This is a genomic window from Candidatus Nanopelagicales bacterium (genome assembly GCA_018003655.1).
In the GTDB taxonomy this organism is placed as follows: Bacteria; Actinomycetota; Actinomycetes; order S36-B12; family UBA10799; genus JAGNDY01.
The window spans coordinates 15,827-32,628 of the sequence record JAGNDY010000002.1 but is presented as its reverse complement, the minus strand read 5'-3'; the positions used below and the strand labels follow the sequence as shown (position 1 = coordinate 32,628).

At 62.1% G+C, this 16,802-nt stretch carries 9 protein-coding genes; 7 read left to right on the top strand and 2 right to left on the bottom strand.

Translation table 11 applies throughout. The annotated features are described in order from the left end of the window. The first annotated feature begins 12 nt into the window (after positions 1-12). The 7 genes from KAZ48_00775 (at position 13) to KAZ48_00745 (ending at position 12,062) form a co-directional block, all read left to right on the top strand. The gene (locus tag KAZ48_00775; GenBank protein MBP7971304.1) at positions 13-4,218 is read left to right on the top strand and encodes a DUF3367 domain-containing protein; all 4,206 of its coding nucleotides are present in this window, start codon (positions 13-15) and stop codon (positions 4,216-4,218) included. A gap of 1,128 nt (positions 4,219-5,346) precedes the next feature. Then, positions 5,347-6,360 carry a GHMP kinase gene (locus KAZ48_00770; protein MBP7971303.1) on the top strand — a complete coding sequence of 338 codons (1,014 nt, stop codon included), beginning with the start codon at positions 5,347-5,349 and terminating at the stop codon, positions 6,358-6,360. Further along, entirely contained in the window at positions 6,357-6,953 is a 597-nt protein-coding gene (locus KAZ48_00765) for an SIS domain-containing protein (protein ID MBP7971302.1), read from the top strand. The genes KAZ48_00770 and KAZ48_00765 overlap by 4 nt, the downstream gene beginning before the upstream one ends. After that, positions 6,950-7,543, top strand: coding sequence for an HAD family hydrolase (locus KAZ48_00760; protein ID MBP7971301.1), 594 nt, complete (start codon positions 6,950-6,952; stop codon positions 7,541-7,543). Before KAZ48_00765 ends, KAZ48_00760 begins: the two co-directional genes overlap by 4 nt. A 94-nt stretch (positions 7,544-7,637) precedes the next feature. Then, positions 7,638-8,645, top strand: coding sequence for a DUF3068 domain-containing protein (locus tag KAZ48_00755; GenBank protein ID MBP7971300.1), 1,008 nt, complete (start codon positions 7,638-7,640; stop codon positions 8,643-8,645). A gap of 120 nt (positions 8,646-8,765) precedes the next feature. Further along, on the top strand, positions 8,766-10,244 hold the full coding sequence (gene rpsA, locus KAZ48_00750; protein MBP7971299.1) for a 30S ribosomal protein S1: 1,479 nt from the start codon (positions 8,766-8,768) through the stop codon (positions 10,242-10,244). Positions 10,245-10,253: 9 nt separating this feature from the next. Beyond that, a complete protein-coding gene (locus KAZ48_00745; GenBank protein MBP7971298.1) occupies positions 10,254-12,062 on the top strand; it encodes a hypothetical protein in 1,809 nt (602 codons plus the stop codon). Positions 12,063-12,067: 5 nt separating this feature from the next. Here the strand turns inward: KAZ48_00745 and KAZ48_00740 are convergent, their stop codons facing one another. Next, on the bottom strand, positions 12,068-12,937 hold the full coding sequence (locus KAZ48_00740) for a class I SAM-dependent methyltransferase (GenBank protein MBP7971297.1): 870 nt from the start codon (positions 12,935-12,937) through the stop codon (positions 12,068-12,070). Further along, a complete protein-coding gene (locus tag KAZ48_00735; GenBank protein MBP7971296.1) occupies positions 12,934-16,695 on the bottom strand; it encodes a DUF3367 domain-containing protein in 3,762 nt (1,253 codons plus the stop codon). Before KAZ48_00735 ends, KAZ48_00740 begins: the two co-directional genes overlap by 4 nt. Between the last annotated feature and the right edge of the window lie 107 nt (positions 16,696-16,802).

Here is a 16,802-nt window from a genome sequence, read left to right as displayed (position 1 = left end):
AGAGGCCGTTTCGTGACGCTGTCGCAAAGGCTCCGCTCGGTCACCATCACTGCGGAGCGTCTGTGGGCGCTGCTCGGAGCGGTCGTCCTCGTGGGGGTCGCAATGGCACCGACCCCCACGGCCATGACGGCGGACACCAAGACCGATTTGCTCATCGATCCGGCCGGATTCCTCGCTCGAGCGATGCAGGCGTGGGACCCGAGCGCGTCCTTCGGGCAGATGCAGAACCAGTCGTACGGCTACCTCATGCCGATGGGCCCGTTCTTCCTGCTCGGCGATTTGCTGCACCTTCCGGGGTGGTTGATTCAACGCTCGTGGTGGTGCCTGCTCCTACTGGTGGCGTATTTCGGGGTGCTGCGCCTGGCCAAGCTGCTCGGGCTCGGAACCCCCGCGTCGCGGATCGTCGCCGCAATAATCTTCGCGCTGTCTCCTCGGCTGATCGGAAGCATGGCTGCAATCTCCATCGAGTCGTGGCCGACCGCACTGGCACCGTGGACGGTCATACCGCTGATCACGGCGCAAGCGAGTGGTCGGCTGCGTCGAGGGGCCGCCAGATCGGCGCTCGCGGTCGCGCTCATGGGCGGTGTCAACGCTGTCGCGGTGCTGGCCACGCTGCCGCTGGCTTTCACCTTCCTGCTGTTCTCCGCAACAGGAACTGCACGCCGGGTGCTGATGCGGTGGTGGCTCATCCTGATTCCCGTTGCCTGCTTGTGGTGGCTCGTGCCGCTGCTCGTACTGGGCAAGTACTCGTTCCCGTTCCTGGACTACATCGAATCGGCGAACTTCACGACCTTGCCCGCTTCTGCCTTCAACGTGATCAGGGGCAGTGATAGCTGGTTGGCATTCCTGGGCGACACGAGTCAGAGCCGGCAACCTGCCGGCAACTGGTTGGCACTTTCTGCGCTTGGAATTGCCGGCACTGCGGTCGTGGCAATCTTGGGTCTGTGGGGGGTCAGCAAGATCGACGGCCGGGTTCGACTGTGGCTCGTGACATCAACAGTCATCGGAGTCGCGATCATTACCGCTGGCTATGCGGGGGCGTTGGGGTCGCCGATTGGCTCGGCCGTTCAATCATTCCTCGATGGTCCAGGCTCACCCTTGCGAAACGTCCACAAGTTCGACGTCCTACTCCGGCTACCGATCGCACTGGGTCTGGCCGTCGCTTTCCCCTTGCTCGTCAACTACGCGCGCCGTCCCCTGAATCGTTGGCTGGAATGGCGATTCGGCTACCAACTCGCGCGGGGCATCCATGTAGTGCCGGTCGTCGTTGTATTTGCCTTGGTCCTCGCGGCTGTCTCGCCAGCACTATCGGCGACCTTTGTGCCCAGCGGTTCGTTCGAGAAGATTCCCCCGTCGTGGTCGAAGGCGTCGGCTGCCGCGCAGGAGGCATCTCGCGGGGGTGGCCGGAGCTTGCTGGTACCGGGTACTTCGTTTGCAACTTACAGTTGGGGTGACACCCGAGACGAGCCGATGCAAGCACTTGCGCGCTCGCCGTGGGCCGTCCGCGACGCCGTGCCGCTTGGGGCACCCGGTGCCACCAGACTGATGGATGGCTTTGAGTCCATCTTGGCCAGTGGTGTCGGTAACGACGGTCTCGCCAGGGGCCTGGCGCGGGCCGGGGTGACAACCGTGATTCTGCGCAACGACGTGGATACATTCCGCGCGACCACGCCCCCAGCGGCCGCTCGGGCGACCTTGATAGCTTCCCCGGGCATTAACCTCGTCGCAGGCTTCGGCAAGAAGGTTCCCGTCGCCAGGACTCTGCCTGGCGAGGCGGTAGGGACTCAAGGCAAGGTGCCGGCGATCGAAGTCTTCGCGGTGTCACCGCCAACGTCGGCTGGCGTGTCTCGCGACGATCCTCGCGCCTACGTGGCGGCCGGAGCGACTCCGAAGACGTTTGCCGGTGGACCTGAGGCATGGGCCGCAACTGGAGCGGCCGATGACTTCGCCTCCGTGGCGACTGCTGATGGTCAACCGATTGACGGTGGTCAACCAGATGTGGCTACCGACACGCTGCGGCGACGGGTCCTCAATGTGGGAGCCCCGGTTGGAAAGAACTACGGCCCTACCCAGACGGCAGGCAGTGATGTCTCTGGTGGCCGCGCGGTTGCCGACATCTCACCGTTCCCCGAATCGACGGAACAGACCGTGGTCATCTATGACGGACTCGCGACGCTGGATTCGTCCAGTTCAGCCTCGGATCCCTACGAGATTCCCTTCCTGGGTCCCAAAGCCCGGGCATTCTCCGCATTCGATGGATCCGACCTGACTACGTGGGTTTCTGCTATTGGAGATAAGAGCCCGACGTTGAAGACGACATTCGAACGACCCCAAACCGGACCGTTGAAAATCACTCTACCGCGTGCACGCGGTATCGAGCGCCCAACCGAATTGAGGGTCACGACTGCGCAGGGCTCCCGCACATTCGTCGTGCCCCCAGGGGCGCAAGATGTTGTCGACAGCTTCGACGGAAAGACGGACTTCGTTGAGGTCGAGATAGTCAACTGGCGAGACAGGACCCTGCCGACCGGTATCACGGGTTTGTCGTTGCCCGGATTCACCGCCGTCGAGCGGTTGGCTGTCCCTGGTTCAGCCTCGCAGTGGCTCTTCCAACGGGAGCCGGGGGAGCGCGCCGCCTGCACCCTCACCGAAGTATTCGCCTGTGTGGCGACAGAGCAAGCGGCCTCGCCCGAACCGGATCGTTTTGCACGCACCTTCTCCAGCTCCGGTGACAACGCCGTTGATCTGCGGGCTACCGCGAGTCCGATAGCTGGTCCGGATCTTGAGCGGCTCCTGGATGCAAGCTCGGGGATGAAGGTATACGCATCCAGCAGATTCTCCGACGACCCCGCAGCGCGACCCGGGGCTGCCCTGGACGGCGATCCTCGCACTGGCTGGATCCCCGGCGAGGGCGATGTGTCTCCCTGGCTGCGCGTCCGCTACGACAAGCCGTTGACGATCGACGGCGTGCAAGCCGTGCTCGGTGAAGACTCGCCATTCCGAGTCTTGGGAATGACGATCTCAAGTGGCAACCAGTCTCGAACGTCAGTTACCGGTGGGAAAACCGGCGACTTCACTTTCCAACCGCTGACCGGTCGCGAGTTCTTCATCGTGCTGAATACCGAAACGAAGAAGAAGACTAGTGACATCTCCGGGATCTCGGTCAGAGAGCTGCGGTTCAAGCTGGGCGATTCGGTCGTCAGCCCGACCACTGGAAAGATCACCCTCCCTTGCGGTGAAGGCCCCCTGATCGAACTGAATGGCCAGCCAGTCCGCACACGGCTCTCAGTAAGCGCCCGAGACCTGGTCGGCAGAGCGAAAGTGCCGCTTCAACTGTGCGACCCGGTGCCTGACGTCAAAGCCGGGACCAACACTCTCGATGGTATTCCGAGTGCGGCCTTCAAGGTCGATTCGGTCGCAATCCGGCCCGCGACGCAGGGCGGCGCAGCGATCGTGCCTCCGCGGAGCCTGCAGATCGAGAGTTGGGGAGCTGACAAGCGGGAACTCGAACTGGGACCAGGTGCGGCGAGCATCTTGGCCGTCAACGAGGGCTTCAACGACGGCTGGCGAGCCAGCATCGGGGATGCCCCGCTGACTCCAGTGCGAGTTGACGGCTGGAAGCAAGGATGGGTGCTGCCGGCAGCTAGTCAACCGAGCACGGTGGAGGCCTCGTTTGCGCCGGCAACCACGTACCGATTTGGGCTTCTCGCAGGGCTGCTGGCTTTGGTCGTCGTCGCGCTGCTCGCGATCGTGCGCGGACCAGTAGTGGCTTTGCCTGAATCGGCGGATCAGGAGGTCCTGCATGATCCTGGTGCTCATGCGCCAAGAGCCGTAGAGGTGGTTGTACCGACGCTGCTGGGGGCGATCGTTGCTGGCCTGGTCGGCGCCGTGCTGGGCGTCATCGCAAGTTTCCTCGGGCGCAGGGTTCTCAGCGCGATCTTTGTGGGTGCGCTTGCGGTCGCCACAACCGTCGCAGTCGTGACAACAGAGGTAGCCGGGCACACATTCTGGGCGGGGCTTATTCAGTTACTGAGTTGCGGCGGCCTGTTGGCTTGGCTGGTTCTTTCGCTGCGGATCACCCCGGCGCGCGATGCGCATGCTGGGACGCTCGACCAACCAGACGGACAGTTGCGCGATGGCGGCCGACACGATAAGGGTGAGGACAGCCAAGAAGAACCAATTGCCGGTGAAGTCGGCAAACCCGAACAGGTTTCTTAGACCCTGCAGCACGAGCAGGTGCCAGAGGAACACGGCGTAAGATATCTCCGCAGCCCACTTCATAAACGGTGATTGCAGAGTGCGGCCCCACCAAGTGTCTGCGCTGGCGTCGGTCAGCGCCGCAAGTACTGCAAGGCCGGCAATTGCGGCGTACAGGATCTCTCGGGTTAACGCTGAGAAGACACTCGGCGTCGACAGATCCCTGGGCCCTGCAAGCGGGGTCATTGCCAGCCAGAACAGAGCAATCGCGCCCAGCATGAGTGTCCCCGGGTGAGCCAAAATGCTGCCCCGTGGGAGGGCTTGCAACCGGGTGCGCACCTGCGGCTCAAACCGCGCGAGGATGATTCCTGCGGCAAACCAATCCAGGTGCCCCGGCGCCCACTGGGTCAGGGCTCCTGCGGTGTTGCCAGCACCGACGAGTGTGAAGAATCCAAGCCACGTCCACGCGACAAGGCAGAGGACGAGGCAGCGTTTGATTGACGACCGGAACGGATTGACCGCGTCACTGGCCAACGCCCAGGGCGCAATCAACGGCAGCGCGAGGTAGAAGGCGACTTCAGCGCACAAACTCCAGGTCTGGGTGAAGCTAGGCAACAAATCGTTGCTGTAGACCTGGGTAAGCGAAAAGTTGGATGCGATCGCAGCGAAGTCGGTGCCGTGAGCAGTTGTGAGCAGCACCGCGACCAGCGCTACCCAATAAGCCGGGGCGATGCGCCAGAAGCGGTGCCGGAAGTACCGGCGCAGACCCGGACGGCCTGGTTCCTTGCGTGCCCAGCTACGACTGAGCAGAAAGCCCGAGAGGGCGAAGAAGATGGGAACACCCACGTCTGACCTGGCCAAGAAGGCGCCAACTTGGCCGTTGTAGTACTGCCCGGAAAGGAAGCCGGAGTGAGTAAGCACAACGAGCGTTGCGGCAATGGCACGGAGCCCGTCAAGGCGGGGGGCATCATGGGCGGGAGTACTGTGCGGGTGAGTCGTTGAACTGACCATTGCCGCTAAGCCTCCTCAAGGGGCGTAATTCAGGCTAGTCTTCAGCGTGCCCGTGGCCATCGTGCACACCGGGATGGGTAGTTGCATGATTGCAGACCGTTTGGATTTCTGGAGGCAGGTTTGAAGTCGGGCTCAGAAGTGATTCGCGCTAAGGCGCCGCTGCGTTTGAGCTTCGCGGGTGGCGGTACCGATGTGCCCCCATTCCCGGAGAACGAGGGTGGGTTTGTCCTCAGCGCAACCATAGACCGGGCCGCGTTTGCCAGCCTTAGTCCGCGAGATGACCGGGCGGTCACGGTGACGTCCCACGATCTTGGCCGGGAGGCGTCCTTCCAGGTGGGCGACCAGATTCACTTTGACGGCAACCTCGACTTGGCCAAGGCGGCGGTTCGACGTGTCATCGACAAGGAGGCTGGCGGTTTTGACGTCACCCTGCGCTCGTCGGCTCCACCAGGTTCGGGTCTGGGAGCCTCCTCGGCCGTAGTCGTGGCGTTGATCGGGGCGATGCAGGCCCATTATCGGACTCCGCTGACCAGCTATGAGATCGCCGAATTGGCATATCTCGTGGAGCGACAGGACCTCGGAATCGCCGGTGGGTTGCAAGACCAGTACGCCGCGACGTTCGGTGGGTTCAACTTCATTGAGTTCCACGCAGACCACGTCGTGGTCAACCCGCTGCGGATCGATGACGAGACAGTCCGCGAGCTCGAACACAACCTGTTGCTGGTCGACACCGGCAGAACTCGGATGTCCGATCACATCATCGCCGACCAGACCTCGCGGTACCTCGGAGGCGAACCGGGTGCCATCGATGCGCTGCGGCGACAGAAGCAATTGGCCGTGGAAATGAAGAACGCTCTGCTGCAACGGCGCCCGCGGGTGTTCGGCGAACTGCTGGATGAGGCGTGGCACGAGAAGCGCCGTATGAGTCCCCGGATCGCCACTGGATACATCGATGACGCCTATGAGGCAGCGAAGAAGGCTGGCGCGATTGGTGGCAAGGTGACCGGTGCTGGCGGTGGGGGATACATGCTCTTCTACCTCGGCGAGGGAACGCGACCGTTGGTGACCGAGTCGCTGGTTAACCTCGGACTGACGGTGACGGACTTTGGTTTCAGTCGCCAAGGGCTGACTACGTGGAGGGCGTGGCCGTGAACAAGTTAGATCAACGTGCTTTCGACCGGCTACTACTGGACAGGGTCTCTGACATTGAGTCCGTGCTGCACCAACTGAAGGATCCAGAGTCGGTGCAGGCTGTCGAAGAGGTCGCGGGCGAGATTGAAGACACCATTCGCAATGGTCATAAGTTGCTCTTCTTTGGCAACGGAGGCAGTGCGGCCGATGCGGGCCACATGGCGGCGGAGTTTGTTGGACGCTGTGTCCACGAGAGCGACCCGTTGCCGGCACTGTCACTGACGGACTCACCGGCAATTTTGACGGCCTTAGCGAACGACTACGGATACGAGCAGGTTTTCGCTCGCCAAGTCACGGCGCTCGCGCGGCCGGGCGACATGGTCTTCGGGCTGTCCGGTTCCGGGCGATCGGCCAACGTGCTGGCCGGCCTCAGGCAGGCGCGAGAACTCGAGCTGCGCACGATTGCGCTCACGGGAACCACCGGCGGGCAGATGGAGACAGTCGCCGACGTCGTCATGCGAGCTCCGAGCGATGTGATCGGTCGCATCCAGGAAGTCCACAAAATCTGGGGACATCTGTGGGCCGAGTGGGTTGAGATTCGCCTGTTCGGATGAGTCCCATTGAAGGCAGGGACACAGTGCTGAACCGGATACGGTGCGTATTGCTTGATCGGGACGGAACGATCAACGTGTCACCCGAACGGACCAGATATGTGGGTGATCCTCGCGACTTCGAACTCGAGGCGGGGGTTGCACCAGCGATCGCAAAGCTCAATCGCGCCGGGTTCGTTGTGCTGGTCGTGACCAACCAGCAGGGAATCGGTACTGGGGTCGTGACCGAGGCCGCGGTTGCGCAAGTACACGATCGAATGCAGACGTTGCTGGCCGAGTCGGGCGCACACGTCGATGGCGTATTTACCTGCCCCCATGTAGAAGGCAGTTGCGACTGCCGAAAGCCCTTGCCGGGCCTCTTGCAGCAGGCGCTGTCGGCGTGGGCGATCGATCCGGCCGACGCGATCATGGTTGGTGACGCAATGACAGATATCGCAGCTGGCATGGCCGCCGGCACAGGGGTAGCTCTGATTGGCGGCTCCGCGCCTGACGGCGGTCAGGCAGTGCCGCGATACGCGGCCCTTAGTGATTTGGTTGACGACCTGCTAGTGCAGATGACGCGCGTTGACACGAGGGATTCACCGAAAAAATGATCCACCACGCCCGAATGTGGCGCTATGGGTGCATAACTGCCACTCTTTACGCTAAGTTCATCAACGCTAACTTGACCCGACCTGGAGGCACGACGTGAAGCGTGTATTTGGACTTATTCTGCTGGGCTTGGGCTTCATGCTCATCGTCCTCGCGCCGCTGTTCCGATTCTATGTCGGACCAAGCGCCGCTGTAGCGCCGCTCGACCAGTACACCGTCTCTGAAGGCGTTGGTGTGGCCGTTAAACAACTCAACATCGCCGAGTTCGCAGCTGGCAAAGCCGACCCCTACTTCCCGGCGAACACGCCTGTGACCAACACGCGGTACACGCGAGGTGACGTGTTGGCCGCGGATCAGGATCCCGCAAAATCCGACGGACTCGCGGTTTACGACACCTTCTCCCGCACCAATGCCGACGACGGGCGTCTCATCACCGCCAGCCAATCGCGCTACGCGTTCGGTCAGACTGATTCGCAGTTGGCCAACTGCTGCGGCGCCAACGTTGCCGGCAAGACGGTCAACTTCAGCGGAATCATGCCTTTGAAGTTCCCGTTCTTCGTCAAGGAGCAGACATACGACATCTGGGATGACCAACTCCAGGCAACGGCACCTGCGGTGTTCGAGGCCAAGGAGGACCACGCTGGAGTGGCGTCCTACCGCTTCACCCAGGCGATCCCGCCGACCCAGGTACCCGGCTCCGAGATGAAGGTCCCGGCCAAGATCGTCAAGCTCCCTGGCTCGGGAGACGTCACGATCAGCCAGTACTACGAGAACACCACCACGTTCTGGATCGAGCCACTGACCGGCCAGATCGTTGACACGGCCGCAACGCCGACCGTGACGTTCCGTGGCCCAGACGGCACGACCGACCTGGCGACAGCATTGTCGGTCAAGGCATCGGCTTCGCCCGCGTACTTGGAGCAGGCGGCCAAGGACATCAACGCCAAGGCAAGTCAGCTCAACCTGGTGATGAACGTTCTGCCGATTGTGTTCCTGATCCTCGGCATCATCCTGGTCGTCATCGGCTGGCTGATGGCAAAGTCCGGAGCCAAGTCGAAAGAGGCGACCGCCGTTTCCACCTCGGGGGCACCGCCAGCCGCATAGGCAACTGCACGAAGTCTGACGAGGGGCGGTCCGGGATTCCCGGGCCGCCCCTCGTCAGGTAGCCTTCAACTGTCCACTTTCCGCAACGAGATTCATGTCCATCCCGGAGTCCTTTCCTCCATGACCGCAACTGACGTCACCGCTGCCCACGAGATCCCATCCATCGCCATCAACGACATTGGCGACGAGGCAGCCCTACTAGCCGCTATCGACGAGACCATCAAGTACTTCAACGATGGTGACATTGTCGAAGGCACCATCGTTAAAGTCGACCGGGACGAGGTCCTACTCGACATCGGTTACAAGACCGAGGGTGTCATTCCGAGCCGAGAACTATCGATCAAACACGACGTTGACCCCAGCGAGGTCGTTTCCGTGGGCGACGAGGTCGAGGCACTCGTTCTCCAGAAGGAAGACAAAGACGGTCGGCTGATCCTGTCCAAGAAACGCGCGCAGTACGAGCGCGCTTGGGGCGATATTGAGGCAATCAAGGAAGCCGACGGAGTCGTCAAGGGCACTGTCATCGAGGTGGTCAAGGGTGGACTAATCCTCGATATCGGCCTCCGTGGGTTCCTGCCAGCTTCCCTCGTCGAGATGCGTCGCGTGCGCGACTTGCAGCCATATGTCGGTGACGAGATCGAAGCGAAGATCATCGAGCTGGACAAGAATCGCAATAACGTCGTCCTTTCGCGTCGCGCATGGCTTGAGCAGACCCAGTCGCAGGTTCGCCACGACTTCCTCAACGAGCTTCAAAAGGGCCAGGTCCGCAGCGGCGTCGTCAGCTCCATCGTCAACTTCGGTGCCTTCGTGGACCTCGGTGGCGTCGACGGTCTGGTGCACGTCTCCGAACTGTCCTGGAAGCACATCGATCACCCGTCCGAGGTTGTCGAGGTGGGCCAGGAAGTCACCGTCGAGGTTCTCGACGTGGACATGGACCGCGAGCGCGTCTCGCTGTCACTCAAGGCCACCCAGGAAGATCCGTGGCAGCAGTTCGCTCGAACCCACGCAACCGGCCAGGTTGTCCCCGGTCGGGTGACCAAGTTGGTGCCGTTCGGCGCCTTCGTCCGCGTCGACGACGGCATCGAGGGTCTGGTGCACATCTCCGAGCTGGCTGAGCGCCACGTTGAAATGCCAGAGCAGGTCGTCACCGTTGATGACGAGATCTTCGTCAAGGTGATCGACATCGACCTCGAGCGCCGCCGTATCTCGTTGTCACTCAAGCAGGCCAACGACAGCGGAACCGAGACAGTAGACGAGTTCGATCCGTACCTCTACGGCATGCCCGCCTCCTACGACGAGGCCGGCGCCTACATCGGGCCGGAAGGCTTCGACCCCAACACCGGTGAGTGGAAAGAGGGCTTCGAAGACCAGCGGACCGAATGGGAACGCCAGTACAACGACGCGTACGCGCGCTGGGAACAGCACAAGACGCAGATCGGCGAGGCTAAGAAGGCCGATGCCGAGGCCGCCGAAACCACTGCCGAGGGCGCGAGCAGCTTCTCCTCAGACAAGTCCGAGGCCGCTGCTGCTGGTGCGCTGGACAGCGATGCCAACGAGGCGCTCCAGGCGCTTCGCGACAAACTCTCCGGCGCCGAGTAGCCATCAATCGTGGTTCGACGCCAACTACAACGACTGCAGCTCGCCGATTGGCTTGCTGCAGTCGTTGTAGTTGCGGCGGTCGTTGTCTCCATCTATGTGGGCGTGCGAGGGTATTTCTGGTCTGACGACTGGGTCATGCTCAGTCGGATCGCCAATGAAGGAGTCAACCCAGCGCGGATGTTCGAGGCGTATGGCGGTCACCTTCAGCCCGCGACCCTTCTGCTGTTCGGGTTCGGCGTCGCCATCGGGGGTGGCACTCCTTGGCTACCAATGGTTGTTCTTGCCTCGCTGCTGCTCGCCGGTGCCGGCGTCACCACTTGGCTAGCGCTGCGGAGTCTGGTGGGTCCGCGTCCGCTGGCGGTTGTTGCCTTGCTAGTGCCAATGCTTTCGGCACTGTCCTACCCAAGCTCAACTTGGATCGTCGTCGCCGTGACCGTCATTCCTGTCTGGCTTTTCGGTGGTCTGGCGATCTTCTTCCAGGTGAAGTTGCTGAGAACGAACTCGAACACAGCCTGGCTGGGAGCCTTCCTCTCGGTAGTCGCGGGTCTGCTGTTCCTTGAAAAGGCAGTCCTGATTCCGTTCATCCTGTTCTTGATCACCGCAGGTTGGTTCGTCCGAGGTGGGTTTATTGACTCACTGACCGTCACCTTGCGGAGCTACCGGCGGCTATGGGCGGCCTTCGCGGTGCTGGGCGTTGTGTACGTCACCGCGTTTGCCTTCATTTCGCAGGAGCCTCTGCGACCACCTGCATTGGTCGACGCTGGCAGATCGTTTGCCGGGACCTACACCCAGACAATCGGGTGGATCCTCGCCGGTGGGCCTTGGCGGTGGTTTGCTTTTGGGAATGTGAACGCGGATGGCAACGCCCCCGTGTTCATGACGGCCCTCTCGATCATCCTGCTTATCGGTTTGGTCGTCATTTCAGCCATGCTGCGTCGGCGGCGGTTGCGTGTCTGGCTGCCGTGGTTTGTCTTCGTCGGGATTGCCACCGTCCCGCTGGTAGTTGGCCGAGTCTCGACGGTGGGCTGGGGCGTCACCCACACATTCCGTCACTTCGCTGATGGTGCACCGTTGCTGGCGTGCACGCTGGCAGTCGCGTTCTTCGGACTGAGAATTGACCCGGCGAGCGAGCGACGATCAAATCCCGCAGCCCTGACTCTGCGGCGATACCTGGGGAATCCGGTTGCTGTCGGCTGCTGCGTGGCGCTGTTCAGCGTCAGCACGCTGGTGTCCGCAGCGGCCTATCGCGACATCTTCAGTGTGAACCCCGGGCGTAGCTTCTCCGACAATCTGCAGGCTGACCTTGCTGCGAACCCACAGGCGCAAGTCTTCAACAGTTCCCCACCGGCTGCCTTCGGGTTGGTGGTCGCCCCGTTGCCTTTCAATACGCAGGAGTCAATGTTCAAGATCTATCCTCGCCAGCCTCACTGGGCGACGTGGAGCGAGAAGTTGACCGTCGTTGCAGCGGACGGGCACCTCAAGCCCGGAATAGTCGACGGTCCGGAGCTTCCGACGGGCTTGTCACCGGGTTGCGGGACGCTTGTAGACGACACGGCGAGGATTCCAATCACCCCGACGCCATTCAACTTCTGGCGAGTCGTCTATCTGCAGTACTACTCCAAGACGGACACCGTCTTGACCGTGAACGTGGGTTCGGCACCGACGGACATCCCCGTCAAAGCCAACCAGTGGAACGACGTCTATGCCTCGGTTGGCGCCTTCGGTGGGGACTTGGATTTCTCCGTGCCCAGCCCGAAAGACGCTGTCTGCCTGAACAAAGTGGTGTACGGAAACCCGGTGCAGGTATTTGGGTCATGACTGGTCTAGCTGTCGGCGACAACTTCAAGTACTGATCGCCATCGTTTGGACACGACGCGAGCTCCAAGGGCAAAGGGCAAGGTTACAACTGATATCACCCTTGTGCTGGTTTGATCGAGCACGCCCTTGGGTCGAGTCCTAGGACGCAGCTTACGGATGAGGGTCGCTGAGTCGGTGGCCATGCTGTCGGTGACCAGCCGCCGGATGCGGATGTTGCCAAAGCCTGCACGTTGCAGTGCGATGCGCAGTGATTGCTCGGAGAAAAACCGAATATGCGTGGGATCTTCGAGCATCCACCAGGCGGAACCATTTCGGGATAGTGCACTGCTGTCACCGGCTGGTGTGATGGCGTAGAAAGATCCATCGTTCTGCAGTTGTGACCGCAGGACGCGCAGTGCCGTGTGTAGGTCACCGATGTGCTCAAGCACGTGGATCGCAGTGGCCGCCCGGTAGCCCGCTGAGGAATGGCTGGCGACCTCGCTGAGGACGCGGGCGGTGCTGGCGTCAAGGCCCGCACGAACGAGTCGGACTCCGTCGACTTCGCCTGTCGACACGTTTGGATCTATGCCGACCACGTCAAAGCCAGCTCGGGCCAGCCGGCGCGCCAGCAATGCCTCTGGCCCGCAACCAACCTCAAGAACGGCACCTGGGGGAGACAACTCGGGCACTCGGTGCAGAAGTCGGCGGTAGGTCAGCTCGATCCGTACGGTGCCTCCTGGACCTTCGCCGTATTCGACGTTTCTGGCATAGGCCGGGGCCAGGTCCAGATCCCGCTCGACGTGTCCGCAGTCTGCACACCGATAGAGGTGCGCTTGGTCGTCCAGTGTTACCAGCGAGGATTCGCCAGAGCAGACTTCACACGCTCGAACCGTCACGGCCGGTGCTTCCGCCAGAGGACTCCCAGTAACGCCAAGGCGAGCGCCACAGCAGTGAGGATGGCTGGTGCCGGGTTTCGGGTCACGAGCACTGGCGAGGCCAACGACCACTGGGACACATTGCCAGCGATCCACGCGAATGGCGCGGCTGCCAGAAGCAGCAAGGCCGCTGCAAAGATCCGCCGCGAACCGATGTTAAACAGGAACGCGGCAGCGCACAGGGCGGCTGTCACAACCCCAATGAGCAAGCCGCCGAACACAAAAGCGCCAATGCTGACCGCGATCGCGGCGCGGGATGGGTTTCGCAGGTACGTCCAAAGCCGGCCGTTGGCCGCGTCGGTAGCGGTTGGTGGGTCGGTGGGTGCCCCAGTCACTGCGCGCACGCGGCGCAGCCTGCCTGGAGCCAGCCACAGAAGGAGGCACAGCGCCAACGCAATGACCGAGATGTATCGGGACCACACGGCAGAGCCCTGGGGTTCGTACTTCAGGGTGACCTCGTGAGCACCGCCTGCGGGAAGCGCGATGGCCGCAGCGTGTCCGTCGACGATGAATGGGTTGACTGGCTGTCCATCCAGGGTCGACTTCCATCCCGGGCCGAGGGTCTGGCTGAAGACAGCCAACTGCGGCCTGTCGCTGCTATCGAATTTCGCCGTGGTCTCAGTCGCCGTCGAGGTGACGACCGACGTGGCCGAGGTGGGGGGAGTTAGTGGTTGGGCGGACGCTTTTGGGTCTCTCATGGCCAACGAGTTGATGACGACACCATTGACCGACCGCAGGCGGTTCGTACCTGGATTCAGGGTGACCGAGTCGCAGCCGGTGAACAACCACGGTGCCTCCGTTGCCTTGCCGCCAACCGGCTTTACCCGCATGGGCTGGCCATTGAGGGTCGATGCCGTTAAGCATCCCTTCTTGTCCGGCTTTCCGGTGCCTCCGCCTTCGGCAACGCCATACTCCTCGACCTTTCGGACGGCCGGGAACATGATGTTCCGCTCAAGCGTCGGCTCGAGATCGTCGTCCGCAAGCGGGCCCTGTGCGTCCCGTTCCAGCAGAACCGTCATCGGCGTGCGAGCGATCTCGCTGCTGTTCTTCTGGACGGCGTCGCCGACCAGATCTGACAACTGCGACGACGTCTTGGTGACCGGAAGGATATCGGCCCCGTCGATTGAAATGTGATTGATGAACACCGGCGGCGTGCGTCCGGGCTTGAGGGAATTGACTTCAATCTTGACCTGATCAGATTCGACGCCACCCAGGTCGACGCTGGCGAAGCCGGTCGCGTCCACCTTGGCCGTTTGGGATGCCGTCCCCGCCGAGATCCGGAAGCTCTCGGCGCCCGATTTGGGAAGGTTGGCGATCGATATGCCGCGGATGGTTCGGGGCGCAGCGAAGCGCACAGTGGCCCCGGAACCCACCGTGTTGGTGAAGCCATCACCGATTTGCCAGGCGGTGTTCAGGCCCTTGTCAAAAGCGAACTGGGGGGAGCCGAACGGCATCGTGGGGTCATTGAAACCGAACGGTGTGACCGAAGACGCACCCTCCCAATCGAGGACCGCTTGGCGGGCGGGCGTAGATGGCCACAGGGTTCGGGTGGCGCTGGTGAGCGGCTGGCCAGCGCCCTGGATCGGGCCGAGGGCACCCAGGAGGACCGTCTGGTTGATGTTCCGACGTTGATTCGAGTCGGTGAAGACCAACTCGTGTCCGGTGCCGAGTTGGCGCGCGAATTCTTCCGAAGTCAGGTCGCCGGCATAGGTGAACGGGCGCTGACCAGTCAGCACACCGAACTGAGCGGCGCCGCTGAAAGCGAAGCCATCACCGTCGATGACGGCCGTCCGTGACGGATCTTCGGATCGGACGATGCTCCCCGCCGCGGTCTGCTTGTAGAAATGCAATGGTGGAGTGTCTGCGTCGAATCGGGTCAGTGGGTTGTTGGCCAATTCGCGCGGACTGATGACGTTTTGGCCGGGTCGACCTAACGTCCCGTCCTGGGTCAGACCGGGATCGGTGTCGAGTCTGGGCTGGACGATGGACGGCCGGCCGCCGGTGAAAGCCTCCCAATCGAAATCATTTCGCAGCAGTATGTCGCTGACTCCCAGATACCAACCAGCATCCGAGACGGCGCTTTGGCTCAGTGAGCCCGACTGCAGTCCGATGTCGGATGCAGCGAGGAAATTGGACAGGTGGGGAGAAGTCGTCGGTAGAGCGGTTCGCAGCATGGAGTGGCGAGTGTTCAGGATGCTGAAGGGCAGATCGTCGTAGCTGTCGGTGGACCAGCGGTAGCGTGCCAGCACTTGCCCGGGCAGCCACCAGACCCTGCTGCGGGCCGACCCGGCGTCGAGTCGGGCGCCGACAGTGGCCCAGTAGGACGGAATATCCCAGCGACCGGTATACAACTCGCCCACGACAGCTGGCTGGGCAGCCAGCCCAACGAGAACCAACGAGGTTCCGATTGCCAACGAGCGTTGCCCGAACGTTCGCCAACGCGGTGCCAGGGTGCCAATTCCGAGCGCCACCAGGATGGACAGCCCGAGTGCCAGCCCGGCCCCAGCCTTGTTGGTTGTCCTGAACGCAATCGCACCCGGCAAGAAATCAAATGCCGCGCTCAGGACCCTGCCGAATGGTGTCGGGTTATCCGGTGGATAGAGGCCGACCATCAGGATTGCTGCGCTCAGGGCCATCCCGAATGCGAGTAGTCGCACGCGCCCGCGGCTGACAATGAGGCCCACCAAGGCCATGAGCGGAAACACAAATGACGCGATGATCACGAAAGGGTTGTTCAGATAGGGCATGAAACCCGGTTGCCAGGGACCTGTCACAGGGCTCTGCCCGTACATGGTCCACATACCCAGGCCACGCAGAACCTCGGCGAACGAGGACACCGAATTGATGGTCTGAATCGATTCGGTGTTGTCGACGATGTTGGTTGCCGCACCGAACGCAAATACGGCCGGAACCAGCCAGTAGAGCGACACCAGCGCAATCAGAAGCAGGATCCGAAGGAGCGCCCGCAGTGTTGTCTTCCAGTCGATGCCCCAGATCCGACTGACCCACACCACGAGAACTGGGATGACGACGCACTGAATGATCGGGACAACACCGGTGTTCATTCCCGACATCGAGAAGAAGATCAGTGCGGCCAGCGCGGGCCAGCGCCAACCGCCCCGCCGGACAGCGAGGTTGACGACGATCAGGAACCAAGGCAGCAGGGCGTAGGGCAGTTGGATGGCCAGTTGGGAGGCACCGACAATGGCGTACGGGTTCGCGACGTAGACGACGGCGAGGGCGACCCGGGTAATCGTTGAGGCCCTGTCTGCGGTGACATCACGCAGGAACCGGACAGCACCCCAGGCCCCAAAGAGCACGAGCACGAGCTTGGTGAACCGCATCGACAGTTCGGGCGAGAATCCCAGACTGTGCAGGATCCCCATCGCGAAGTCGACTGGAGCAAGCCCGAGGTTGTAGTTGCCCGCCCCAGCCTGCGGGTCAGGCAGCCACGTCGAAAGGTCCAGCGCGAATCGATGCCACGGGTTGAGGTAGACCTCGATCTTGATGTCAGGGGTGTAAAGGCCCAATTGACTGAGCATGATTGGTGCAGCCACAGCGAGTGCCAACAGGAAGTAGCTGAGCCGCTCTGCCGGTCCGATCGTTCGCCTGGACTGCCACCGCTGTTTGAAACGCGACAACAGGTCGGTGAACGGGCTCCGGCGTTGCTCGTCTGGGGCTGAGCCGTCGTCGATCGGGGGACGGGTCAGGAGGGACATGACTGCGGAACCCTCCTGGTGTGCTGCTGGCAATTCTCGCCGTTCGAAGTTGCACTCTACGGCTCAAACCGGCGCGGGGCGGGTACTGACTCGGATTTCGTCGTAAG

Coding starts and splice junctions, on each gene's coding strand:
- KAZ48_00760 (MBP7971301.1), top strand. CDS start 6,950: ATGAGTCCCATTGAAGGCAGGGACACAGTGCTGAACCGGATACGGTGC.
- rpsA (MBP7971299.1), top strand. CDS start 8,766: ATGACCGCAACTGACGTCACCGCTGCCCACGAGATCCCATCCATCGCC.
- KAZ48_00735 (MBP7971296.1), bottom strand. CDS start 16,695: ATGTCCCTCCTGACCCGTCCCCCGATCGACGACGGCTCAGCCCCAGAC.